The organism is Microcystis sp. M144S2 (assembly GCF_020246065.1).
Lineage (GTDB): Bacteria > Cyanobacteriota > Cyanobacteriia > Cyanobacteriales > Microcystaceae > Microcystis > Microcystis ichthyoblabe_A.
The window spans coordinates 1-24,840 of record NZ_JADBTR010000024.1; the positions used below are offsets into that span (position 1 = coordinate 1).

General features: G+C 41.1%; 20 protein-coding genes and 1 riboswitch. Of the genes, 7 read left to right on the forward strand and 13 right to left on the reverse strand.

What is annotated here, in order from left to right:
- The first annotated feature begins 103 nt into the window (after positions 1–103).
- The gene (locus IM462_RS03300; RefSeq protein ID WP_287700264.1) at positions 104–295 is read left to right on the forward strand and encodes a hypothetical protein; all 192 of its coding nucleotides are present in this window, start codon (positions 104–106) and stop codon (positions 293–295) included.
- Between the two features lies 1 nt (position 296).
- Here the strand turns inward: IM462_RS03300 and IM462_RS03305 are convergent, their stop codons facing one another.
- The 7 genes from IM462_RS03305 to prfC all read right to left on the reverse strand — a co-directional run bounded on the left by IM462_RS03305 (position 297) and on the right by prfC (position 11,887).
- Positions 297–938 (reverse strand): OmpA family protein, encoded by a 642-nt coding sequence (locus IM462_RS03305; protein WP_287700265.1) that lies wholly within the window; start codon positions 936–938, stop codon positions 297–299.
- Between the two features lie 22 nt (positions 939–960).
- A complete protein-coding gene (locus IM462_RS03310) occupies positions 961–3,567 on the reverse strand; it encodes a coiled-coil domain-containing protein (protein ID WP_287700266.1) in 2,607 nt (868 codons plus the stop codon).
- Positions 3,568–3,658: 91 nt separating this feature from the next.
- Positions 3,659–6,814 carry a tubulin-like doman-containing protein gene (locus IM462_RS03315; RefSeq protein ID WP_287700267.1) on the reverse strand — a complete coding sequence of 1,052 codons (3,156 nt, stop codon included), beginning with the start codon at positions 6,812–6,814 and terminating at the stop codon, positions 3,659–3,661.
- A gap of 17 nt (positions 6,815–6,831) precedes the next feature.
- Entirely contained in the window at positions 6,832–7,956 is a 1,125-nt protein-coding gene (locus IM462_RS03320; protein ID WP_287700269.1) for a vWA domain-containing protein, read from the reverse strand.
- A gap of 246 nt (positions 7,957–8,202) precedes the next feature.
- The gene (locus IM462_RS03325) at positions 8,203–9,234 is read right to left on the reverse strand and encodes a GntR family transcriptional regulator (RefSeq protein WP_287700271.1); all 1,032 of its coding nucleotides are present in this window, start codon (positions 9,232–9,234) and stop codon (positions 8,203–8,205) included.
- A 196-nt stretch (positions 9,235–9,430) separates the two neighbouring features.
- Positions 9,431–10,141, reverse strand: a complete 711-nt coding sequence (locus IM462_RS03330) for a lysophospholipid acyltransferase family protein (protein WP_287700273.1) — start codon at positions 10,139–10,141, stop codon at positions 9,431–9,433.
- Positions 10,142–10,252: 111 nt separating this feature from the next.
- Positions 10,253–11,887 carry a peptide chain release factor 3 gene (prfC, locus tag IM462_RS03335; RefSeq protein WP_271931761.1) on the reverse strand — a complete coding sequence of 545 codons (1,635 nt, stop codon included), beginning with the start codon at positions 11,885–11,887 and terminating at the stop codon, positions 10,253–10,255.
- Positions 11,888–12,025: 138 nt separating this feature from the next.
- On the opposite strand from prfC, the gene IM462_RS03340 reads away from it, so the two are divergent.
- Positions 12,026–12,265: a type II toxin-antitoxin system HicB family antitoxin gene (locus tag IM462_RS03340; protein WP_287700277.1), complete on the forward strand. Its 240-nt coding sequence runs from the start codon at positions 12,026–12,028 to the stop codon at positions 12,263–12,265.
- Between the two features lie 16 nt (positions 12,266–12,281).
- Here IM462_RS03340 and IM462_RS03345 read toward each other — a convergent pair whose 3' ends face one another.
- The 4 genes from IM462_RS03345 to IM462_RS03360 form a co-directional block, all read right to left on the reverse strand.
- Positions 12,282–13,652, reverse strand: coding sequence for a DNA cytosine methyltransferase (locus IM462_RS03345; RefSeq protein ID WP_287700279.1), 1,371 nt, complete (start codon positions 13,650–13,652; stop codon positions 12,282–12,284).
- Between the two features lie 238 nt (positions 13,653–13,890).
- Entirely contained in the window at positions 13,891–15,906 is a 2,016-nt protein-coding gene (locus IM462_RS03350) for an ABC transporter ATP-binding protein (RefSeq protein ID WP_287700281.1), read from the reverse strand.
- Positions 15,907–15,960: 54 nt separating this feature from the next.
- Complete coding sequence (locus IM462_RS03355; RefSeq protein WP_287700283.1) at positions 15,961–16,569, reverse strand: glycosyltransferase; 609 nt, start codon at positions 16,567–16,569, stop codon at positions 15,961–15,963.
- Positions 16,570–16,676: 107 nt separating this feature from the next.
- On the reverse strand, positions 16,677–18,014 hold the full coding sequence (locus IM462_RS03360; protein ID WP_287700285.1) for an ArsB/NhaD family transporter: 1,338 nt from the start codon (positions 18,012–18,014) through the stop codon (positions 16,677–16,679).
- Positions 18,015–18,246: 232 nt separating this feature from the next.
- Positions 18,247–18,377: riboswitch (cyclic di-AMP (ydaO/yuaA leader) on the reverse strand.
- Positions 18,378–18,565: 188 nt separating this feature from the next.
- Here IM462_RS03360 and IM462_RS03365 point away from each other — a divergent pair.
- Positions 18,566–19,144 (forward strand): DUF3172 domain-containing protein, encoded by a 579-nt coding sequence (locus IM462_RS03365; protein ID WP_002733879.1) that lies wholly within the window; start codon positions 18,566–18,568, stop codon positions 19,142–19,144.
- Between the two features lie 219 nt (positions 19,145–19,363).
- On the opposite strand, the gene IM462_RS03370 is transcribed toward IM462_RS03365, so the two are convergent.
- On the reverse strand, positions 19,364–19,681 hold the full coding sequence (locus tag IM462_RS03370; protein ID WP_002801670.1) for a P-II family nitrogen regulator: 318 nt from the start codon (positions 19,679–19,681) through the stop codon (positions 19,364–19,366).
- Between the two features lie 73 nt (positions 19,682–19,754).
- Positions 19,755–20,735 (reverse strand): sodium-dependent bicarbonate transport family permease, encoded by a 981-nt coding sequence (locus tag IM462_RS03375; protein ID WP_287700286.1) that lies wholly within the window; start codon positions 20,733–20,735, stop codon positions 19,755–19,757.
- A 787-nt stretch (positions 20,736–21,522) separates the two neighbouring features.
- Here IM462_RS03375 and rimI point away from each other — a divergent pair.
- The 4 genes from rimI to IM462_RS03395 all read left to right on the forward strand — a co-directional run bounded on the left by rimI (position 21,523) and on the right by IM462_RS03395 (position 24,641).
- Complete coding sequence (gene rimI / locus IM462_RS03380) at positions 21,523–22,101, forward strand: ribosomal protein S18-alanine N-acetyltransferase (RefSeq protein ID WP_287700287.1); 579 nt, start codon at positions 21,523–21,525, stop codon at positions 22,099–22,101.
- Positions 22,102–22,139: 38 nt separating this feature from the next.
- On the forward strand, positions 22,140–23,330 hold the full coding sequence (locus IM462_RS03385; protein ID WP_287700288.1) for a glycosyltransferase family 4 protein: 1,191 nt from the start codon (positions 22,140–22,142) through the stop codon (positions 23,328–23,330).
- Positions 23,331–23,420: 90 nt separating this feature from the next.
- Positions 23,421–24,038, forward strand: a complete 618-nt coding sequence (locus IM462_RS03390) for a CP12 domain-containing protein (RefSeq protein WP_002756663.1) — start codon at positions 23,421–23,423, stop codon at positions 24,036–24,038.
- Positions 24,039–24,134: 96 nt separating this feature from the next.
- Entirely contained in the window at positions 24,135–24,641 is a 507-nt protein-coding gene (locus IM462_RS03395; RefSeq protein WP_287700290.1) for a DUF1269 domain-containing protein, read from the forward strand.
- The last annotated feature ends 199 nt before the right edge of the window (positions 24,642–24,840 follow it).

Here is a 24,840-nt window from a genome sequence, read left to right on the forward strand (position 1 = left end):
AACTATCAACAACTCATGCTTGTAAAGCTTGTACAATAGGGCTTTGAGTTTTTGTTAGATTGATATTTATCAACTTTAGAGCATTGCTGGACAGAGAGGGAGCTTGGGGAATTTTCTACAGTGTAAGTTCGGAAGAACCACTTTTCGACGGGGTGAACAGGGTTTATGGATTCTGCAAACCTATCAGGAAGAAAGTTTTAGTTTGCAGAGTATTAATCTGACGGCATCTTTTCGGGATTTATACGAGGATGTCACCCTAGAAACGGTTAATTATTCCGTGGAAGAAATAGAATAAATCATTGTTTTTTACCGGGGGGAATAAAACGGATTTCAATTCTGCGTCTGCTTGCATCTGCGTCACGATTAACCGCAGCTAAGTTACCCGATGGGAGGTATAACTGTCCTGCGGAAAAAGCTCGAAATTTGACATTTTTGAGTTTACCTGTGTTTTCGATTTCTTGGACTACTGCTAAAGCTCGCATTAATCCTAAATCAGTGTTAGAACCGGGTACTAGCATTTTAACAGATTGTTTTCTGCTGGCAACCGATTCGATATTTTTATCGAGATTACTTGTCTGCTGTATTCCCTGTCCGTCCGTGTGTCCAATTACTTGAATAAAGTCGATTTCTCTGTCTTTGGTAATGGTTTCGATAGCGGGAATAATGCGATGACGAATATAGGTTTTTAAAGCGGGGTTTAATTCAGCACTTCCCGACTGAAATTTGAATTTTCCTGATTTTTCATCGATAACTATCGGGGTTGCTGTTTGCAGTTTTCGGTTAGCTTCCTCCAGTTTGCTGATGAGATTATAGGACTGAAAAAGTGCCAAGAGGAGAAATAAACTCAGAATCATGAAAGCATTGGACATTAAATCGGTAAATGCGGGATAAACATCCACCGATTTATCTTCATCTCGGTAGTAGGTACGTCTAGACATAATTGCTTATATGTTGGTGAAGTTATTCAAATAGGGTGTTAATGTCATCCAGAACATCTTTTTGAGGAGGATTAGGGATTGTCTCACAAAGTTTTTCTATCTTATCCTTTAAGCTAGAAAATTCAGACTGAACATCTTTTTGAGGAGGATTAGGGATTGTCTCAAAAAGGTTTTTAAGTTCTTCCAACTTCTTACTTAACTTATCAATGTCATCCTGAACATCTTTTTGAGTAAGATTAGGGATTGTCTCAAAAAGCTCTTCCATCTCACCCTTTAAATTAGAAAAGTCAGAACGCATATCGTTAATTTTCTCCAGTTCTGCTAAACATTTGTGAATTTCTCCATAGATGTGTTCAATCATTTTTTGATTCGATTTATTTTCCTTGGCGATAACTTTCTCTAACTTATCTCGCAAAGATTCTAAGTTAGCAGTTAATTGACTGGTGTTGGTGTTCACTGCGTTAATTACTTGAGAAAAATCTGATTTAAGGCTGCCAAATTGATTGGCTGTTTTCTCAATAGATTGGGAAACTGCTTTTAATTGTTCTGAGTTCTTAGTTAATTTATCATCAACTACCATCCCTAAGTTATTGCTTAAAAGGTTTAAATCAGACTGTAAGCTTTCCTTGACTTGAGTAACTTGCTCTGTCACTGTATCAATTAACTGAGACAAGTTAGCATTAGTCACCTCTGGATTATTACTAGAGCGCTCAATCCCATGGGAAGCAGTGAGAATTTTATCGGAGGTTTGGGAGAGTCTTTCATCGAGACGATTGATAAGTTGGTTTCCTAATTGTTTCGACTCGGAGTTAAAACTGTCTTGATAGGTTTTCACGGTTTCGATTAATTTTACTAATTCTCCCTGAATGTTAGATAACTTTTCTTGTTCGGTGACTGAGCGTTGCTGATTTTGTTCTAGGATTGTCTCAGAGACTTGAGTAAGTTGCTCTGTCACTGTATCAATTAACTGAGACAGGTTAGCATTAGTCACATCGAGATTATTACTAGAGCGCTCAATCCCCTGGGAAGCAGTGAGGATTTTATCGGAGGTTTGGGAGAGTCTTTCATCGAGACTATTGATAAGTTGGTTTCCTAATTGTTTCGACTCGGAGTTAAAACTGTCTTGATAGGTTTTCACGGTTTCGATTAATTTTACTAATTCTCCCTGAATGTTGGATAACTTTTCTTGTTCGGTGACTGAGCGTTGCTGATTCTGTTCTAGGATTGTCTCAGATTTTTGATTCAAGTCAGTAATTTTTATTCCTAACTCAACCATACTTGTCATTGAACGCTGGAAGTCTTGAGTTAAAGAAGCTAGAGATTGAGTTGATTGGTTTAAATCTGTAGTAGAATTGGCAAACTGTTGATGAGCAGTCATTAAATCTGCGGTTGCTTGCACTAACTTATCGGCAAATTGACTACTTTCGATTTTTTCGGAAGCTTCCAGAAAACCTAGCGCACTATTTTGTAATTTTTGAGAAGATTCTTGGATATTTAAATACACTTGTTCTGCTAAATCGTTAGCTCTTTTATTACTGCTGATAATCTCCCCGATATTCTGCTCTAGTATTGCAGTGGATTGAGAAAATCTCCCTTGGGTTTCTGCTAAACTAGCGGTAAACCTTTCGATATTACCAGAGAAGTTACTTTTTTCAATTAACTCTGACGCTTGTTTAAAAAGCAGTACACTATTTTTTAGTTCCTGAGAGGATTGTGTAAACTCTCGGTTCGCTTGCGTGATAATTGGTACTTGCTCGTTAAGTTCAAAAGCTGAACGCTGAAAAGTCGTCGCACCGGTAGATAAAGTTCCCGCAGTTTCAGTTAATCTTTCACAAACCTGGGTGACTAACTTAGCAGTTTCCTGATTACCATCAGCAATTTCTTTAGCAACTTTTCCTAAAGAAGATTCTAATACTATCTTCACCTCCTTATGAAAGTTATTTAGAAATGTTTCCTGTTTCTCCACCATGCGATTAACCGCTTTATCCAAGCGACTATTCCCTTCTACAGTCGGCTGCAAGATGTTATCTAAATAGTCTTCTAGGGAACTAATTAGATTTACTTTAGCAAGGTTGGTGTTAAAGATTAAGTTAATCACAGTCAGTAAAGAACTACAAGCTAAACCAATTAAGCTAGTGATAAAAGCAATCCCCATACTTTCTAGGGGAGTTTTGAGCTTTTCTCCTAAACTTTGCACATCGACATTATTAATATCGATAAGTGTGCTGATTCCCGTCAGATTGAGAGTAATTCCAAAGAAAGTTCCCAACAAACCAAAAGCGAGGAGGAGATTGGGTAACACTCTCACAAAATAATCCCATTTTTCGCAGCTGAGGGATTTAGACATGAAAGTAAATTTTTCTTCATGGTATAAACTATCCACCAAAGCTGCGGTATTAACATCATCTAGTTGACGACTGGCTTTCTCAAATTTAATCTCTAGATTAGAGATAATTTTAGGTGAACCCTTGGGACTGTTTCGCGGAATTAAACCCTTGACTTTTTTGGTTGAATCTTGGAGATGTTTATAGAGAGTCATCCGGATTCTCACAGCTAAGACGGTGGGAAAAATAACCAAGACTAGAGTTAAAACAATCAGATAGGGAGGAAAAAGGTTAAGTAATGCCATGATAGTTATTGGATACCTCGAATTGTGGTTGATAGAGAGAGTTGGGGATGAATGTTTCCTCAGATAGCTGGGGAAACATTATTAAGATTGATTAATTTGACCATTCATCATCAGTGCTAACCTCTGCGGGTAAACTGGGTTGACTAATGTTATTGTTTGTTCCCAGTAAAGTTTGTTGCTTTTGCTGTTGTCTTTCGAGTTTTTTCTGTTCAGTAGCACGTTTTTCTAGTTCCATTTTCAGTTGATTAACAAAACGGGTGATAATTCCTTCTTTTGCCTCCTGTTGAATCTCTGCTTTCTGTCCAGCTACCTTATCTTTGTAGCGATAATTGGGATGATAGGAGGGTAAATTTTCGACGTTGTTGACAAAATAGCTGACGTTCTGAAAATAATCACCCTCGTTAGTAAATAATCGAGAAGGATTAGCTAAAATCTCATTTTTTGCCTGATTAAGCAGTATCTGTAAAGCATTAATCATGTCCTTACGAGAAGCAAATTGTTCTAAAGCAAGTCTCCAATTACCGCTAATGTCAATGATGGACTTATTGTTAAATAAATCGCCTTCGATGACTAATTGATAAGTATCATCCTCCTCATCGTATTCTAGTAAACCGAGAGCAATTGCGGGATAGAAAATAAACTCTAATTTCTCAATTAATTTGGCAGGTGGTGGGATAATATCAGCAAATTCTATCCTGTAATCATTGTGTAAAATGCTGATTCTCTTTTGGTCTTGATAGATTTTTTGTAACCCAGATAAATCAGTAATGATTCTTAGGGGAAACCCACCAAACTCGTAGGTAATTAGGATTTCTTCGTCGGTTTGAATTGATTCAAAAGAAGTCCCCCGATTAATATTTAAATCAGATTCGAGAGTCTTCATAAATCTTTGCATGGTGGGTGAATTATCGTCCTTAGTCCCAATTAGTAATTTTTTATCTGGATGCAAGCGATAGTAAGCATCATTAACATTTATCGGTAACATTAAATCAGCTTCTCGCAGAATTTGCGCCAAGCGTTCAGGAAAATCATGGGGTTTATATTGACCCATAAATCGCTTAATTACTGCATCAATTTTATTGGTGCTTACTGATTGAAACTGTTTCTCGATTGTTGCTGTTAGAGTCTCTTTGAGAGTCTCATTATCAATAACAAAGGATTGGCTAAATAAACTGAATAGGGAAGCATTATAGCCTAAATTATTGGTGACTTTTTGGCTAACGGAAATGTATTGAGTTCGGGAGTTACTGTCAGGGATACAGTTATCAATATTCTCCTCTGGGAAAATACCTTCCCCAGTCATCTCGTCGAGATTTAACTGCATTAACTCCTGTTCGTATTTATCGTATTCTGCGATTAGCTGATATAGGGATTCTTTCAGTTGTTGTATCTGCAGCATTCGACTAGAAATATGCTTGAGAATCGCTTCAACAATCTTTCTGGATTCGCGATTGATGCTGAAATTAAAGTTATGCTGAATTAATTTTTGTCCGCTTTGAACGTAGTCTCTTAACTCAGCTTTGATTTTCTCGCTATTGGCATTTTTACTGAACATCTTGAAGACAGACTTTTTCCCGTTTATATCTTCGAGAGTTTGTTTAACATTTCGCCAAATGTTATCAATTTTTTCCGAGGAATGAAACCCTTTATTATCCTGAGATAATTCCTCTAGATTCCCCTTGTAGGTATTAATCTGTACTTGTAAAGCGACCAAAAAAGATAGGCTATTTTCCAAAGAAAATTCTAGGCTATCAGGATTAAGAAGAATCTCCAAAAATTGGTCAATATCTGATTTAAATTTTTCGATTAACTTGGGTTGAGTTTGTTGGGTCAGAGTTAACCAGATTCCGCGACTGCTATCTGTTTCTCCCCCTTGTACTTTGCGAAACTCTTTTTCTAGGGATTGCTTGACGGTTTGGGGTAAATTCTCCAAATCTTGACTATTGGATATTTCTTCCTCTAGGGAATTTTTCCAAGAGGTTAAAGTCTTGGAAAAAGTTTTATTATTCTCTAGGGTTGCTTCTTCCAATCTGGCAGTAAAATAATCCTTATTACTTTGGGTACTCCAATTAGCTAGGAACTTACTTAATAACTCTTGTCCACTGGGACTTTGACCATATCCCTCTAACCAAAATTTAATTAATTTGAGACTAAAACGATTGAGACCAATCTGCACAATTCGGTCGCGAGTAAAATAAATCCTCGCTAGTCCAAAGGACATATAACCTTGACACATCTGAAAAGGATGATTATCTGGACTAATCATCGAGTTTTTATAGTTATCCCGATTGCCTTTGATGCGAGGAGATAACTCATCGGCAAAATCCAAGAAAATCTTGTAAGCAATGACATTACATAATTTACCTTTATTATTAATCTGGTAATCTCCCGCAGTGCGATTAGAAACTAAGTAAGCAAAATCAAAAGGAGAACGTTTTTCATCGATGTGGACGAAATTTTGTTTATCATAACAGACTTGAAAGGAATTACTTTCATTGGTATAATGATCTAACTCTTTCAAAGCTGCATAGGTATTAGCTCTCATAATTGCCCCATCACCATAAAGCTTAGGACTAATTACCAAATAACCAAAGGATGTATATTCGGCCGTTTGTTGTAAAATATGACGCAAAGTATAGGCCACATCGAGGAAAATACCGCTACCAGTTCCCCCACACAAAGAACCGACCACAAAGACATTTAAACCCTCTTGGACATTAAAACTTTGACCATTAACTTTACCGCTAAACATAAAGGATTCATGACCAGCAGTTCGTCTTTCCGCTGCTTCAATTGCCTCCTGAATTTTTTGATAGTTATGGAAGAAAGCTAAACGACCGACGGGACGAATACCTCCCGCACCATTTTCAATGGCAGTTATTTGTTTTTTTAGTCTTGGGTCTAACCAGCTTGCAATATGGGAAAAGGGACTTTCAAAAAGGGTTTTGTGTTCAAGTTCATAGGTGAGATTGTTAACATCCTGAGCATTCATATTAATGAATACTCTTTCAGCAGCTGATAGAAGAATTTCTTCCCCGTGATAGCTATTTCCTGTGGGTAAACCCGAACCATTGAAAGCGTTTTTGTCTGTGTCAATATGAACAAAACTGACAACGGGTAGGTTAGATAGCTTCCCATACTTATCAATAATAAAGCGACGAATTCTCATTAACACATCTCGACCAGTACCACCTAATCCGATGATAATTGTCCGTTTGATAGCGCGGGTTTGACTGGTGTTAGCCATGGTTTAAATCTCCTGAGTTATTTTTTGCTAATCTGAATTTGTAGGTCGAAATCTTGATGGTTATGGTGATAGGTTAAAGTCAGGTAATTTTTATCTATCTTCACCTCCTGAGTTAGTTGATTACCTCGATAAAAAATCTCTGCTTGTTTACTGGGTTTCAGATATAACTGATTGCCGCGTCTTTCTAAATAGCAGCGAATTTCTTCCCCAGGACAAGGAATGGTATTCTTATGATATTCATCACCACCGATGTTAATTCTTTCGGATGTTTTTAAAATATATTTTTGGGTTTCATCTTCATCCTGATAAGATGAGACTTCAATAGTCCAAGCAGTATTTAACCGCAACCAGTGACGAATTCCCAAAATACTCGCTACTATTCCCCCAGTTCCCATTAATGTAATTACCAATGCTGGCAACCATAACTGACTCAAGAGATAAGGATTAATCAAACAGGTTTCTTGTCCTCCCGGTGCGGGAGTGCAAAACTCTTGTGCTGTGGGAGCAATATCGACCACTGATAGTTTATATTTATTGCCGTTAGTGGCAGTAATTTCTTGAGTTCTTAGATTAATTGGTAGGGAATTAAGCCAGTTTTGTCTTTCCAAACTTTCGGGAGAATTAGCAAGACGAAAAGGGCTATTTTTTGGGGTTTCTATCCACTGTTGTGAAGTAATCCCCGCAGCGGTAGAAAGGGGTGCATCGGTAATCCAAACTACCGACTGGGGTTTGATAGCTTGATTGGCAGTTAAACGACACTGATTTAAGCGTGCCAGTCGAGTATAAACGTGCCATTCTGCTCGCTGAATATCGGTATTTTTAGCACTTTGGCTAGATTGCCAAGGAATCGCTTTTAAAACCGCGTCTATATCTTCCTGACTCCGAATTAAAATCGGTTCTGCAATCGGTTGGATATTATCAGCAAAGGGGACTAAATAAACGGAATCGTTATTTTTTAAACTATCGCGAATAATTTGACCGAGGCGCGTGCGTCCTTCATCATTAAAGTTAACACTACCGGTAAGATCGATCGCTAGGATAACATCTCGTCCCTGCCAACGAGCCACCAAATCTAATCCCAGTTTTTGCCAATCGGTAAGCGGTTCACCGGGGGATACCGTTAAACATTCAGCACTTTTCATCTAACCTCGTCCGAGAGTGAAAAATTGAGCTTATCCCTATTCTTGCCCCATTGTACTAAAAAAGTTAATACTTCTTAAAAGTTTTTTTCGCTTTTATTCTCGATTTGCCCTAGGTCATTGTCAATAGTAACCATAGACTAAAATAAATTTTAAAGTTAAGCTGCCCGCGCATTTAAATTGCTTGTTGAGATAAGGCACTCTTGCAAGGGGGAGATTCAGAGGTTAAAATGTGTCCTAGCTTATCATCTAACCACCTAATCCTAATTCTCGTCTGAGCAATTGAATTGATTTATCCCCAATATAATTATCACTACAGATAATTTCTGGCAGACGAATTAAATCCGATCGCACTTCCTTAATCAGATTTTTAATTAAAGTATAACTAGCTTGATCACTGATAATTGTCTGGGAAGTTCGGGCTAAAACTCTTAACTTATCCGTTTCATGAATTTGGGCAGACATAACTAATAAATCATCGCCCCGTAAACTATGAATTAAAATTTCGGCCACCTTAATAATACCGGTGCTAATACTGACAATCCCCAAACGGCTATCGGTGGGTAATTTTTTGATTAATGCCAATTCCTTGCTGTAATCGTAGATATCGATGGGAATGACTCGCAGCTGAAAAGGAGCAGCAATTTCCTCCGCCACACTGATAAAATAGCGACTGGTGACAACAGTGGCAGATTTAGTATTGGCTAAAACTTGGGCTAAATCCTCCATTGCCACTAATTGGACGGGAATTTTGAGGGATTGCTCTAATTCTCTCAACATTAGTTCCCCTGCACCCAAATCGTGACGGGGAATGGTGACAAGAACTTGAGAACTACACTGCGATCGCCAATCGATTTCCGCCAGTAATAACTCGCGAATTTGCTCTAAAGTTAAACCTTGAGCGAGAAAACCAGCCAAACTCTGGCGAATTAGTCGGCCTATTTCTGGATTTTGTTCCAATAGGGGTGAACCCGATAAATTATCGTTTTCATGCCCGCGAGCCTTGACATAAATCCCCGAACCTGCTATCGATTCTACTAACCCATCGTCTTCCAGTTGTTGATAAATTTTACTTATCGTATTACGGTGTAATCCCGTGATCATAGCTAGTTGACGGGTGCTAGGTAAACGATGGCCCGGTGGATACTGACGAGAGGCGATAGCGAAGCGAATTTGGTCAAATAATTGCTTAGAGGCGGGTATTTCACTGTCGGGCTGGATTTGGAACTGCATCGGATCACTTCGCTCACAAACTACTTTCGCTGATGCCCATTCTATCATTAGACCCTCTGCTGTAATCGGACATCTTCCCTGATCTGATGGGTTTCCGAGGCAGTATTCAGGAGCTAGAAGCAGAAAAAAACAAGATATTATTTATTTAAACTAGAAAAGCTACTTTTTTACTTAAAAATAGTTAAAACAATCATTTTAATCCGTCCCTGAAATCCCACTTGTGCGGTAGATAGTCAACAGCTGATTAAGGTGATTGATCCTCGTGGAGAAGTTTTAAGCGATCGCTCAAGGTTTTGGTTAAGCGGACAGTTTCCCGTTTTAGCGAATTTTGTTGATAATCAAGCACATTAATCCCTTGACCGATGTTTACTGTCGCTTCGCTTCCCCATCCGGGGTAAGGCTGATTATAACTAATGCTTACCGGCAAAATCTTGATATCTGCATCGGGTTTCATAGTCTTAACTTCCAACGCGATCCGCGCTACCCCCGGTTTCAGGGGATGAACCACTCGATCACGAGAGATACCCCCTTCCGGAAAAATCGCCACCATTTCCCCCGCAGCTAAAAGTTCGACACTATGCACCAGACTACCCATACCGGGGTGATCGGTGTTGACGGGAAAACCCCCCAAACGTCGGATAAACCAACCTTGTACCCCTTTCATCTCGTTAGCGGAAACCATAAAGCGCAAATCCCGTCCACTAACTAAACGTCCCACCGCGTAGGGTAAAATCAGCGCATCCCAACGGGAACGATGGGTAGGTGCAAGGATGACCCCCCCCGTTAGGGGAATATTTTCCCGGCCTGTCACCGTTATTTTGCCGAAAAAAGCCGGTAAAACCAGATAATTTCCCAGAAAATAACAAAAGCGAATTAAACAGGGATTAATTCGGGAATTGACAGGAGGACTTTTTCTAATGGTGAGGGACTCGTCAACGATAGTGCTTTGAGACATCCGAGTGTTAGGAAAGATCGAGACTTTCTGACCACTTCCACTTTAGAGTAGTTGTCTGGGGGTCGCTATCTTATCCTGACCAGTTCGGTAATTGTCTTGGGGGATTAATGGTTAGGATTGCGGTTCTACTCCCGATCCTACCGGTGCGATCGAGTTTAATTGCAAAGAGGGATGATCTTCTTTGACTTGCTGTAAATTCCACTCATTTTTGAATAATAAGACGGGACGGCCCCAATAATCTTTGACGGTTAAAGTATTAAAGAGTTTACCGGCTTTTTCTAAAGCAGCCCAACCCCCGGCGACCCAACGGGCTAAACTATAGGCTAGGGGTTCGAGGGTAGTTTCGACTCCGTACTCGCTTAAAAGACGGAATTGCACCACTTCAAACTGTAATTGACCGACGGCGGCTAAAATTGGGTCGCGTTTAAATTCATCGATCGAGGATAATATCTGTACGGCCCCTTCTTCCTGTAATTCCGAGACTCCTTTTTGAAACTGTTTGAACTTGGAAGGGTTAGGATTTCTGAGATAGGCGAATAATTCGGGAGAAAAACAGGGAATCCCTTCGTATTCGAGCTTTTTACCCATATAAATCGTATCACCGATCGCAAAGACCCCGGGGTTATTCAATCCGATCACATCTCCGGGATAAGCTTCTTCAATAACTGCGCGATCTTGAGCAAAAAGTTTCTGAGGACGGGATAAACGGATAGTTTTACCTGTTCTAGCGTGGTTTACTACCATATCCTTCTCGAATTTCCCCGTACATACCCGCACAAAGGCTACCCGGTCCCGATGTTTGGGATCCATGTTTGCTTGCAGTTTGAAGACAAAACCGGTGAAATCGGGATAGGTGGGATCAAGGACACCGAGGGAGGAATTGCGTCCTCTGGGTGGCAATCCATAGTCGAGGAAGGATTCTAGGAATAATTTCACCCCAAAATTGGTCATGGCGCTACCAAAAAAGATCGGGGTCATTTCTCCTGCGTGGACTGCTGGCAAATCCAATTCCGCACCCAATTCCGAGAGCAGTTCTATATCCTCTTTTAACTGGTAATACAGGTCTTTTTCGAGATAATCCTCAATTTTGGGGTCGCCAAGCTCGATCACGGTTTCCTGCGCCTCCTGAGAGCCGTGGGAGCGACGTTCAAACAGGTGTATGGTCTGGGTGGCTCGATCAAAAACTCCCCGAAAGCGATCGCCAATTCCGATCGGCCAATTGACGGGATAGGTCTGTAATCCTAATTCTCGCTCGATTTCGTCCAATAAATCCAGAGGTTCGCGGCCGGGGCGATCCATTTTGTTAACAAAGGTAAAGATGGGTAACTGCCGCAGTTTGCACACTTCAAAGAGTTTTCTCGTTTGGGGTTCCAAACCTTTGGCCGCGTCGATTAACATCACCGCATTATCGGCAGCGGCTAGGGTACGATAGGTATCTTCGCTAAAATCTTGGTGGCCGGGAGTATCGAGGAGATTAATCTGAAAATCACGATAATCGAACTGTAAAACCGTGGAAGTAATCGAAATTCCCCGTTGTTTTTCCATTTCCATCCAGTCGGAGGTGGCTTTGCGTTGGTCGCGTCTTGCTTTGACTGCACCCGCTTGATGGATTGCACCCCCGTATAGTAACAGTTTTTCGGTCAGGGTGGTCTTTCCCGCGTCAGGGTGGGAGATAATGGCAAAATTTCGCCGTTTTTCCAAGACAGCTTCGCCGGTTTCTAGTTCTTTTTCAATTTCGGTCGTCATTCTAATTTCGATCGCTTTCCTATCTTTCTATTCTAGTTTAGCTGGGGAGTTAATCCGCTCAAAAAATCGATCGCTCCGGGAAAAGTCATTAAAAAAAGTCTATGCTAGGATAATTTACAATCCACAACTGATAGTGTTATGAGTGATAATACCAAACAAATTTATAACTACACCGTTATTCTAGAAAAAGAATCAGACGGTGGTTATCACGCTTTTTGTCCTGTGCTTCAAGGTTGTCATTCTCAAGGAGACACTTTTGAAGAAACGATTGTCAATATTACAGAAGCTATGGAATTGTACCTCGAAAGTTTGATAGCTGATCATCAACCCATTCCCAAAGAAGATTTGATTTTTAAGCCTTTAAATATTTTAATATGAGTCAGTATCCCGCAGTCTAATAATCAGTCCGAATTATTTCTAGTAAATTTCTAGCCACTGCTTCCACTACAGTGATAGGAACAGCGTTTCCGAATTGTTTTTTAGCGATAGCCGGCTGTGGATGATAGATAAAATTATCGGGGAATCCTTGTAATTTACGCGCATCTTGGGGAGTAATTTCTCGAAACTTTTTGGGTTTATAGATTTTCTTTAAAAACAATTGTTTGTATTCTTGGGGATGAGTAGCGGTAATTGAAATAGTAGCAATATAATCTTTAGCACCCGTAGCGGTTAGGGTAGGAATAATATCGGCCGTCGGTAAAATAATCCGATAAATGCCGTTAATTCCCGTCATGTTTTTCGAGTTAATGAATTCATACTTACCCTCCTGCGTTTGCCAACAAATACCGAGAGAAACTAACTGATTTAGTTCCTCAATTTTTAGGTCGGGTATAATTTCCAAAAAAGTAGAAAAAGCCACGGGATGACCATCTTTTTCGCCATACTTTTTACTGCGTCTTAATTTCAGCAAAGCTAAACAGATACTTTGTTGTCGTTCCGTAGTTTTGATAATATCCCAAGAATGAATAGTTGTGTGGCCATTTCTTAAATCAGAAAAAATAAAGAAGTCATTTAATTCATCTTCTTTTTGAAAACGAGTTCTCGATGGAGGCACAAAACCATTAAATAAAGTATCTGCTGATAACTTAACTTTCTCGACGGGTTGAATATTTTTGATGTCTTCTAAAATATCTAAAACCTTCGGATGGATACCCAAAGGTAAGGGAAATTTAAACCGCTCATAGTTATCTATATTTTTTCTAATTCCTACGATAAAAACTCTCTCGCGATTCTGGGGTAAACCAAAATCGTAGGCATTTAATAACTGCCAGTAAACTTGATAACCACAGCTGGTTAATTCATCGATAATTAATTGTAAATTCTCCCGATTGCGAGGACTAGCCAAACCACTGACATTCTCGAAAATAAAGCTTTTGGGTTGACTTTTCTGGACTAATTTAATCACATCAAACCAGAGTTTTCCCCGGGGATCTTCAAATCCCCGTAAACATCCCGCTACCGACCAAGGTTGACAGGGAACGCCGCCGACAATAAGATCAAGATTATCGGGTAAATTGCTGATTTTACTCACATCTCCGAAAGCAATTTCATCGCTGTTGAGATAGCTAATAAAATTCTGTTGATAAACTTGGATGGCCTGTTTATCAATTTCTGAATAGCCTAAACAACGTCCTCCCAATTTCTCCAAAGCGATTCTAAACCCACCGATTCCCGCGAATAAATCGACAAAACGATACTGGGGATGGGTGATAACTAGATGTAGGGGTAATTGGGTTTGTGTGCTGACTTTAACTGTGGTTTTCAAGGGTAAATAATTCCTTTTCACCGTCTGGGAAGATGCCTATCTGTACTAACTATTTTAGTATAAATTAAGAGTTTTTTTCCAGAGACCTCTTGATATCTAAAAACTCAGATAAATTTGACATAATCTTAGATTTTATGCCTTAGGATAGTTGTCTCTTCTGTTTTTTCTCCTCCTGTCTCCTATCTCCTGTCTCCTGACTCCTCACTAACTACGACAATTTTTGATTTTTGCAGGAGATCTATCGAGTCGAGGAATACTCGTAGTCTTCGATAATGTGGAGAAGTCGCATAGCTGAACTACAGGATTCTTCTAAAATTTCCTGTTTCTCCTGAGAATCTTCGATTAAATCCTCAGATACTAGACGCAAAGAACCTAAAAGACTATTAAGACTGCTTCTCGCTTCGTAGGATAAATAAGCTTTTCTTTTTTGCTCATCTTCCCTATTCTTAGAGTCGGCCTCTTTGCTATCACTAAATTGCAGAGCGTGTAAACGGGCATAATGACCACCTTGAGCTAATAATTCCTCATGATTGCCGATTTCTGCCACTTTTCCCTTGTCCAGCACCACAATTTGATAGGCTTTTTGAACAGTGGAAAGACGGTGAGCGATCACAAGAGTAGTCCGCTCGCGACAGAGTTCATCGATCGCTTCCTGTACTAAACGCTCAGAAATTGTATCCAAAGCACTGGTAGCTTCATCAAGAATGAGAAGATCTGGATCTCGCAGTAAGGCACGAGCGATCGCTAATCTTTGTTTTTGTCCTCCCGAAAGTCTCACTCCCCGATCGCCAATTTCCGTATCCAGTCCTTCCGGCAGTTTGCAGATAAACTCGTAGGCATTCGCCCTTTTTGTCGCTGCTAAAATTTCTGCATCACTAACATCGTTTAATCCGTAGGCAATATTAAAACGGAGAGAATTATTAAAGAGAAAAGTGTCTTGACTGACTATTCCCATCGCTTTTCTCAAAGATTTGATCTCATAATCCCTTAAATCTTGACCATCAAAAAGAATTCTCCCAGCTGTAGGATCATAAAAGCGTGGTAATAAATCAGCAATTGTCGATTTTCCCGCCCCCGAAGCACCAACAAGAGCGATCATTTTTCCTTTTGGAATCCAAAGATCTATGCCCTTGAGAACTAATTCTTGATGGCCAGGATAGGAAAATTGGACGTTATCAAAATGAATACCCGTCTCTAATCTTTGATAGGGAATAGAGCCATTGCTCATAAATGGTTTATTCTCTCGAATGAGAAAATCTGCTACCACCTCCACTGCGGAAACATCACCCAATAGACTACCCCTAGCGCTGTTAATTTGACTAACTATCGGCAAGGCCCGGAAAAGCACATAGAGATAGGTTAATAAAATTGTCGCCAAGGCTTGGATTTGTTCATTAAAAAGATAACGACCAGCAATAATAATTAAAGCAATAATAATTACCCCACCGATCTCATTGAGCGGAGCGATTACAGCATTATTAGTCTGGGCATCTAAACCCGCTTTCTCCCGGGCTTCTATATCTTCCACAATAGATTCTAATTCGTATCTTTCATTTCCTACTGCTTTAATTAGACGAATTCCCGTTAATAGTTCCAACAGTTTATTAGTTTGCTGTTTAGCCGTTACGGTGATAATCTCTCCAAACTTTTTCGATCTCTTGACAAAGTATTGATTAAGCAGACCTAAAAAGCCACCCAAAACACTAGAAAGAATAGTTAATTGCCAAGAAATTGATAATAAAATAGCCAAGTACATAAAAGCTGTGGCGATAACCTTAATCAGGTTTATGTAATTTCTTATTGATGCTACAGCCCGATTAATCTCGGACATGAAACGATTAAAAATATCTCCTATTTTACTTTTTACATAATAATCTATATCCACTTCTAGCAGCAGAATAACTGAATCAATTCGCATATCTTTGGCCATAATCAAAGACAAGTAAGTGCCTAGCCAATTACTGACAAAACTGGTAATGTGCTTGAGAATTAAAATTAATAATATCGCCGCAAACATCCAGAAAAAACGAGTATCGACCGAGAAAATCTCAAAAACTGAGAGCAGCTTTTTGATAATTTGGGGGGCATTTTTTAAGAGATCATTTTCGGGATTAATAAAAGAAATTAGCAAAGGGATAACTAAAACAGTTCCTACCCCATTAAATATGGTACTGGCAAACCCGATAACAATGCTGGAAACCACTAATATCCAGTGTTTAAGCGTATATTTAAGGAGGATTTGATTAGGATTCATCGCTCTAAGTAATAAAGTAAACAGTGAACGGTCAATTATCCTACTCGCTACAATCTAATATTTTCCTTCCAAAGGAATAATTAGGCGAGAGATAGTTGTCGCCCTGGCGGTGGTACTATAGGAGGCAATACAGCGCTCTCTCGCTTTTAATCCTCGTGCATTGGCCGAGTCGAGATGATTAAAAACTTCGCTAATCATAGCAGCTAGTTGCTCTGGTGATCTAGGTTTGACTAAATAGCCAATATCAGCTAAAATTTCGGGAATATCTGCCACTTTAGTGGAAATAATCGGTTTAGCCATCGCCATAGCATCGGTGAGTTTAATCGGAAATTGGGCCTTAGCCGTGGCTTCATCCCTCTGAGCAACGATAATAGCATGGGCAGCGGCGATAACTTCTGTCATTCGCTTGATCGGTTGAGCAGGTAAATGAATTAACCAAGGTTGACCTTTTTCTAACAAACTATCCAGATAGCCATCCCCGATTTGGCGACCACCGACCACCACCAATTTAAAATCAGGATCAGCAATTTGATCTAAAGCGATTAAGACATCTTCTAAACCTTTGTGGGGTCTAGCTGTACCCGGGAACATTAAGACTTTATAGACTCTTGTGCCACCACCACCGGATAAATCTGGTGCTAAAACAGAGATTTTTTTGTTCACGATCGCCGATCAATCCAGATTATCTAGCACGATAGGGGAATGTTAATCAATGTTAACGTTTTTGTCAATCTTAGGCGAACTTAACATTAATGCCCCCCAGAGATAGACTAGACAAAGAAAACTAACATATACATTGCCGAGACGACTAACTGAGTAAACATCACCGGTAAACCGTAGCGCAGAAAGGTATGAAAAGTAATTTTGCCCCCGTGTTGTTCGGCGATGCCGGCGGCGACAATATTAGAAGAAGCCCCCACTAAAGTACCATTACCCCCTAGGGTAGCTCCATACATCATCGCATAGAAAAGCGGTAAAACGGACGGGGGAAAAGAACCAGCATAATCGGGAGAAAGAACCTCCGTCCCGACTAAATTAACATTAACAAGGTACTGTTTCAGTAGTGGAACCATGGCCACCACTAGGGGAATATTCGGAACGACACTGGAAATAAAACCGACAAAAAACAGCAAGACTAGAGAACCTAAAAAGATATTTTGGCCTAAAATTATCGCCAGAAGTCCCGATACACTATTAACTACCCCAGTTTTTTCTAAGCCACCAATTAGGACGAAAATCGACATAAAAAATAATAGGGTACTCCAGTCCACATCCCGGAGAATATTATGCACCGTATCGATTTTCGATTGCTGGGCTAAAAGTAGGGCTAAAGTGGCCCCCATCAAAGCAACGGCCGCCGGAGAAATGGGTACGGGAAAAGATTCACCAACGACGAATAAAAATAAGACCAAAAAGACGATAATTCCCCCCACCGCCAAGACGCGAGGATGATTAATCTTCGGATGGGGTAAGTCTTCTAAATGCTCGAATTTTGTCCGCCAGATTTTGGGGAATAACCAAGGTAACATAACCAGAATGGTAATCACTGCCAAGGCACCACCTAAACTCAACCGTTGTAGGTATTCCATGAAGGTGATATTAATAGAATCACCGACGATATAAGTAGCGGGATCACCAACAATAGTTAATAACCCGGAACTGTTGGCCACGAAAACCATCAGGATTAAGAGCGGCACAAAATCCACGCCTATATCTTGAGCTAAGGGCGGAATCAGCGGGGCTAATAACATCACCGTGGTAGCGTTGGGCAATACCGCACAGATTGGGGTAGTAATGGCGACAATCCCTATTAGTAATAATTTGCCCTGTCCCTTGGCTAAAAGCACCATTTGTGCTGCTAAATAATCAAAAATTTTCGTTGGTTCAAAGGCTCTCACTAACACCATCACCCCAAAAAATAGGGCGAGAGTGGCATAACTACGACTGATATAACCCACCGCCTCCTGGAGAGTCATGATATGGGTAAAAACTAAGATTAAAGCTCCTAGTAAAGCCGCTACGGTAATATGAAGCCACTCGAACATAATAACCACAATGACTGCAATAAAAGTCATCGCAGCAATCCACATTGGTAAAGATTCCAGCATTTTTGATCCTGTTTTTACTCTCGGTTTCTCAATAGGACTAAAAGTTTGCTCGAAAAATGTACAGCAAACCCATAGAAAATATGGTTATCTACAGAAAATCTTAAAATTGTTGTGATCGGTAAGCTGACATGAGAATCCCCATAAACAATGTCTCCTTTGAGTTATGACTATCAAGTAGTACCAGCGACATAACTGAACCGATCAAGACATTACTAGGAATGTAGTGATGCTTCAGTCTTCCCCCCCACGCCGACGAAGTTAGCTGACGGGCTAGGATAGAGAGATATCCTTTTCTAGGCTAAAAAATCTAGAAATACGCCCCCAAATGTGGTTCCTCCGCTCCGAATTTGTCTAGCTAATATCTAGCATAGAAACTTGGATTAGGCTGACTTACTCTGTTTAGTGATCCACCATAGCATACTAACCCAAAAAAAACTATATAGCCCTATACTAAACCTATCCTGTCGGTTATCCCCTGGGTTGCTAGGATAGAACAATGATAAGCTAATAGCTAACGACTGACCGCCATAGCAGCCACATCAGCAATTTCTATGAATAGAAGACCTCGTTATACTCCTCCCCGATCGCGTGATCGTGATTATGACCGCTCCTATGGCGATGACTCCCGCGCTTCGTCCCCCGGAGGCCTATTGGCAAAATTGAACTATGCCATGATCGCCCTGATTGGTGGTATTTTTGTACTAGGAGTGGGTCTCGGTCTGGTATTCAGTTCTACCGCTAATTTTAGCCCCGAAAACGTCGCTTCCCGGGAAGTAATTGATCGCAGCGCCCCCAATGCGGAATTATGCGTGCAATTTGGGGCCAGTGCCATTGTCACCGATTTGCGGGTTTATGTCACTCTTAACCCCTTTAATGTTTTTGTTACCCAACCAGTCATGCAACCCGGTTGCGTTTTGCGACGCAATAACTGGTCAATTTTAGAACAACAAAAATTAGTCGATGGACAGCAGGTACAAAGTTGTAAAAACCGGATGAATACCTTTGGTTATACCGGACCCTTGGAAGGCAAACCGAAAATCGATTGTATCTTCCAAAATGAAGCCGGGGGCAATCTTTTTGTTAATCCCGCCGGCGCTGTTGGTCCCAGACCAGATACAGATAAATTCTAAACCAGAAAATAAGTAGGTAGGCGTTAAAAATTATCAGACACCCCCCTTATCAAGGGGGGCAGGGGGGATCCCCCCGCCTATCGGCACCCCCCTTATCAAGGGGGGCAGGGGGGATCGAACCTAAAATCCATTTTTAATTTAATTATAACCAGCTACTTATCTTTCTCCTGACTACTGACTCCTAATCAACCGGAACAATTTTTGATTTTTACAAGAGGTCTAATGACTTAGCCATTGGGCCGTAGTCACCACAAAAATTCCGCCGGCTTTTTTTAAAAAAGGCTGAATTTTATCGATTAGACGACCGAGTTGTTCGTCACTATTACAAACGGTCATAATGTAGTTACCACTGTAATCACAATCCAAGTCATCACAGGATAAACCTCGATCACCTTTTCCCGAAGTATTGCCAAAGACGGTATAACCGGAAACTCCGACAACATCAAGAACGCTTAAGGTTTCTTCCAGAAAAGCATGACTAACAATTATGTCCACTTTTTTGACAGTTTGTAAGGAAGGATGCGGGGATTCAAGCATGGTAGTTAAGTAAAAAAGGGACAAGTGAAAGAGAAAAATTTGGACAGGAATTATTTAAAAACCGCCGGGACTTTTAGACTCCGCAGCCAATGATTTTGATCATCTCTAGGTACAGAGGAATACCGATGATGATATTGAAGGGAAAAGTTAAAGCCAAGGCCATAGAAACGTATAAACTAGGATTAGCTTCAGGAACAGTCATTCTCATGGCCGCAGGAACAGCAATATAAGAGGCACTGGCACACAAAACAGCGAATAATAAAGCATTGCCCTGTTCAAATCCGAGAACCTTTGCGATGAGAATCCCCACCATAGCATTGATAACGGGAATGAACACCGAGAAACCGATGAGAAAAGAACCAGTTTTGCCTAATTCTCGGATTCTTTTCGCCGCCACTAATCCCATATCCAGGAGAAAGAAAGTTAACGCACCATAAAAAATCTCTTGAGTGAAAGGTTCTAATTTTTCCCAACCTTTTTCCCCCGTGAGCATACCAATAATAACACTACCGACTAAGAGAAATACCGAGCCATTTAAAAAGGCTTCATGTAGAACCTTTGACCAAGAAAACGCCTCTTCTTCGCCATTTTTCTCTTTAAAGACTCGCACCAGGATTAAACCCACTACAATTGCCGGCGATTCCATTAAAGCTAAGGCCGCTACCATGTGACCGCCATAGGAAATATGCAGTTTTTCTAAAAAAGAACTGGCGGTGATGAAAGTAACGGCACTAATGGAACCATAGGCAGCTGCGATCGCCGCTGCATTGGCAGTATCGAGTTTAATTTTCAGGATAAAGAAAGTGTAAATGGGAACGATACAAGCCATAACCACAGAGGCAATCAAAGTTAAAGCGATTTGGTTATTGATGCCACTTTCCGCTAGTTCATAACCTCCCTTGAAACCAATCGCCATCAACAGATAGAGAGAAAAGAGTTTAGGCAGTGGTTGGGGAATCTCTAGGTCGGATTTAAAAAATACTGCCAGCATTCCCAAGAAAAAGAACAAAACCGGCGGATTGAGAATATTGAACAGGATTAAGCTGCCATCCATAGGTTTGCGTACATTGAGTTATTTCAATCTATACTATTCGATTTTGAGAATACTGGGAAAATGTTAAGAACCAGATTAAAACGCTTAACGATGACCGCTCAAAAAAATTAAGATGGACGATGTTTCAGTGATCGGTGATCAGTTATCTTGAAGCCGTCAGCTTTTCTCCCCTCTCCCCCTCTACAATAATTACTCGCAGCCAGAAATCACTTGGGTTCCTATCATACTTTGTGCTTTTTGTCAAAAAAACTTTTTTTTTGCAATAAAACTACATAAAAAAAAGATCATCGTTATGGGTGAAATTGACTGATTTACCCGTCTTAATTAGGATCACCTTCTAGGTGTGGCAAGGGTTTCAGCCATTGCTGCCCAAAAAAGCACTAAATAACCCATTATGAAATTCAGTAAAATCGCTGTAACCATGATAACATCGTTGTTAAATAAAAATCTTTCTCAATTAATTCTTAAGAATTTATAAATATTGCGAAATGTTAATTTAAATATTCTCAAGTTTTTGCAGTCAATAAATAACTTTTGCTTATCTTTGACCAACATTGGGTTAGGAGTCAGTTATCAGTTATCAGTTATCAGATGTGAGTTTTCAGTTCACTGTTTACTGTTTACTGGACGGCTACGCCGTGCCTTTGGCAACACTGAAAAAAGCTTCTCCCCACACCCCACACCCTACACCCTACACCCCACACCCCACACCCTACACCCTACACCCCACACCCTACACCCTACACCCCACACCCCACACCCTGCTCCCTCTCCCGTTCCCCGATCAATGCCAAAAATCCAGCTTAAAACCCCAAAATCAGAGCATCTTGCCGCCATGGTGTCCCTCGATCGCAGCAGTCTCGGCGGTATTTGGACCCTATCTGGTTATGAACGGGAATTAAACAGCCCCAACAGTGAATTATTAATTCTTACCCCGGACCAGGAGGAGGAAACCCTGATCGGATTGGCTTGTTTTTGGGCAATTCTCGAAGAAGCGCATATTACCCTCCTGGCAATTTATCCCGACTATCAAAGACAAGGATTAGGAAAACTGCTTCTCTACAAACTGCTTGAAAAGGCTGTACAAAGACAACTGGAAAGGGCTACGCTAGAGGTAAGGGTATCGAACCAGTCAGCGATCGCACTCTACGAGCATTTTGGCTTCCGCATCGCTGGAGAGCGCAAAAATTATTATCCGCAAACTGGCGAATCAGCCCTAATTTTCTGGCGCAACGATCTACAAACGGCCGCTTTTCAGGAACAATTAAGCAAGTGGCGACAAGAAATCCTCTTAAGACTGGCGCAGGGAGAGTGGCAATTAGAGGAAGAAACCAGAGCCAAAATAGATACCATGGGGATGCAATGATTACTTACCAGCTTAAATCAGGTCGAGGTTAGGGAAAAATGAGGATTTTAGTGTTAGCGTGGGAATTTCCACCGCGATTAGTGGGCGGTATCGCCCGTCATGTCGCCGAACTCTATCCCGAAATCGTCAAACTCGGTCATGAAGTCCATTTAATCACGATCGAATTCGGTCAGGCCCCCAGTTATGAACTGGTGGAAGGTATTCACATCCACCGCGTCCCCGTACCCCCCGGCAATGACTTTTTCCATTGGGTGGTCAACATGAATAACAGCATGGGACAACAAGGCGGCAAAATAATCGCCGAATACGGAAAATTTGACCTTGTTCACGCCCACGATTGGTTAGTAGGGGATGCAGCCATCGCCCTGAAACATCTCTTTAAAATACCCCTGATTGCCACGATTCACGCCACGGAATACGGACGTTATAACGGACTGCACACCGACACCCAACGCTATATCGCCGGCAAAGAGGGAACCCTCGTCTATAATGCTTGGCGCGTCATCGTCTGTACCGGCTATATGCGTCATGAAGTCCATCGAGCTTTGGGCGCACCCTGGGATAAAATCGATGTGGTTTATAACGGTATTCGGGCCGAGAAAAAGCAAAGAGACCCTAACTTTGATTACCGAGCTTTTCGTCGTCAATATGCCGAAGATCACGAAAAAATCGTCTATTACGTCGGGCGCATGACCTTTGAAAAGGGGGTTTCAGTGTTACTCAACGCTGCCCCAAAAGTCCTCGCTCAGACTGGGGCTAAAACTAAATTTGTTATTATCGGTGGCGGCAATACCGACAAACTTAAACAACAGGCCTGGCATCTCGGTATCTGGCATCATTGTTATTTTACGGGCTTTATGTCCGATGAAAACCTCGATCGCTTCCAAACCGTGGCCGATTGTGCCGTTTTTCCCAGTCTTTACGAACCTTTTGGCATTGTCGCCCTGGAAAGTTTCGCCGCTAGGGTTCCCGTGGTAGTTTCCGATACCTGCGGTTTTCCGGAAGTTGTCCGTCATGGTCAAACGGGAATTGTCACCCGGGTCAATAATCCCGATTCCCTCGCTTGGGGCATTTTGGAGGTTTTAAATCATCCCGAATACGCCCAAAAATTAGTTAATAACGCCTATGAAGACCTAGAAAAACGCTTTCATTGGGCGAATTTAGCCCGTCAAACCGAGACAGTATATGGTTTGGTTGTCCAAGAACGACAACTGGTGGAATGGCGTTAATCAGGGAGCGGTTTTTTAGCCGTCAGCCGTCAGTATTAGGGGTCAGTTTATACCCTAAAATAACAAAGGCACAACTTAACTTCTCCAAATATGACTATGAAAGCAGCTGAAATTATGACCACGGAGGTGGCCAAGATTAAAGGTTCTGAAACCGTTGCCAAAGCGGTGCAATTGATGAGAGAAAAGAACATTAGAACTCTCATTGTTGATCGCCGTCACGATGAAGATGCTTACGGAATTATCACCGAAACCGATATTGTCTATAAAGTCGTCGCTTTCGGTCAAGATCCGCAAAAAGTGCGCGTCTATGAAGTGATGAGCAAACCCTGCATCGTGATTAATCCCGACCTCGGGGTTGAATATGTGGCCCGCTTATTTGCTAATACCGGTATTCGTTTCGCACCGGTAATTAAAGGCGGTTTGCTCGGTGTTATCTCTGTTAGTGACATTCTCCATAAAGGTAACGCCGTCGAAAAGCCCCGCAGTCTTGATTTAGAAGCGGAGATTATCAAAGCTAGAGATATTGCCCGGGCAGTCTGTGCTGAAAAAGGAGGAAATTCTCCCGATTGTGCCGCAGCTTGGGATATTGTTGAGGAATTACAGGCAGAATTGGCACACCAACGCGCTAAAAAACCGGAAAAAACCTATTTTGAGGAATACTGTCAAGAAAATCCCGATGCTTTTGAAGCGCGTATTTATGACACCTAATCCCCATGGGTTTTCGGTATTCTCCCGTACCTCAAACTTTTAATCCGGCAAAAGTAGTGTATAAAGGTTTTATTTGTTAATAATCGAGGAAAAACTATGGCTGATCTATTTGTCATCGCCTATGAGGACGAATTTAAAGCGGAAGAAGTTCGTTTAACTTTGGCCAAGCTGCAACGGGAACATCTCATCGAGCTAGAAGATGCTGCCGTAGTGGTTAAAAACAAAGATGGTGAGATTAAACTCAAGCAAGCGGTCAATTTAACGGCAGCGGGAGCCGCTAGTGGCAGTTTCTGGGGGTTATTAATCGGAATGCTCTTTTTATCCCCTTTATTAGGGGCCGTCCTCGGTGCTGCTGGTGGCGCTTTGGGAGGTGCTTTAAGTGATATCGGTGTGGATGACAATTTTATGCGGGAATTGGGAGAAACCCTGCAGCCAGGTACATCTGCTCTCTTTGTTCTCGTCCAAAAAGTTACCCCCGATAAGGTCCTCGATGAAGTGGCCCCCTACGGAGGTAAAGTGTTACGCACTTCTTTGACCAAAACCGACGAAGCGGAATTACAGAAAGTTCTCGACCAAAGAGGTGTTAAACCCGAAATCGTTTAGGATCTGGGTCCATAAAAGCTAGAAAAAGGGAATATATTTCCCTTTTTGCTTTTTTAGAGAATTTCCTAATCTCATGAGGTACGATAATTATTAATATTAGTTATCAGTCATTTGAAGTAGCCAGACAAAATTCAAGTTAATGCTAAGAGAAGGGAACAAGGAACAGCGACGATTAATTAACAGCCTTTCTCATAAAACT

Coding starts and splice junctions, on each gene's coding strand:
- IM462_RS03310 (WP_287700266.1), bottom strand. CDS start 3,567: ATGGCATTACTTAACCTTTTTCCTCCCTATCTGATTGTTTTAACTCTA.
- IM462_RS03325 (WP_287700271.1), bottom strand. CDS start 9,234: ATGATAGAATGGGCATCAGCGAAAGTAGTTTGTGAGCGAAGTGATCCG.
- IM462_RS03305 (WP_287700265.1), bottom strand. CDS start 938: ATGTCTAGACGTACCTACTACCGAGATGAAGATAAATCGGTGGATGTT.
- IM462_RS03395 (WP_287700290.1), top strand. CDS start 24,135: ATGGCTGATCTATTTGTCATCGCCTATGAGGACGAATTTAAAGCGGAA.
- IM462_RS03390 (WP_002756663.1), top strand. CDS start 23,421: ATGACTATGAAAGCAGCTGAAATTATGACCACGGAGGTGGCCAAGATT.
- prfC (WP_271931761.1), bottom strand. CDS start 11,887: ATGACGACCGAAATTGAAAAAGAACTAGAAACCGGCGAAGCTGTCTTG.
- IM462_RS03365 (WP_002733879.1), top strand. CDS start 18,566: ATGAATAGAAGACCTCGTTATACTCCTCCCCGATCGCGTGATCGTGAT.
- rimI (WP_287700287.1), top strand. CDS start 21,523: ATGCCAAAAATCCAGCTTAAAACCCCAAAATCAGAGCATCTTGCCGCC.
- IM462_RS03315 (WP_287700267.1), bottom strand. CDS start 6,814: ATGGCTAACACCAGTCAAACCCGCGCTATCAAACGGACAATTATCATC.
- IM462_RS03385 (WP_287700288.1), top strand. CDS start 22,140: ATGAGGATTTTAGTGTTAGCGTGGGAATTTCCACCGCGATTAGTGGGC.
- IM462_RS03370 (WP_002801670.1), bottom strand. CDS start 19,681: ATGCTTGAATCCCCGCATCCTTCCTTACAAACTGTCAAAAAAGTGGAC.
- IM462_RS03320 (WP_287700269.1), bottom strand. CDS start 7,956: ATGAAAAGTGCTGAATGTTTAACGGTATCCCCCGGTGAACCGCTTACC.
- IM462_RS03350 (WP_287700281.1), bottom strand. CDS start 15,906: ATGAATCCTAATCAAATCCTCCTTAAATATACGCTTAAACACTGGATA.
- IM462_RS03330 (WP_287700273.1), bottom strand. CDS start 10,141: ATGTCTCAAAGCACTATCGTTGACGAGTCCCTCACCATTAGAAAAAGT.
- IM462_RS03360 (WP_287700285.1), bottom strand. CDS start 18,014: ATGCTGGAATCTTTACCAATGTGGATTGCTGCGATGACTTTTATTGCA.
- IM462_RS03340 (WP_287700277.1), top strand. CDS start 12,026: ATGAGTGATAATACCAAACAAATTTATAACTACACCGTTATTCTAGAA.
- IM462_RS03375 (WP_287700286.1), bottom strand. CDS start 20,735: ATGGATGGCAGCTTAATCCTGTTCAATATTCTCAATCCGCCGGTTTTG.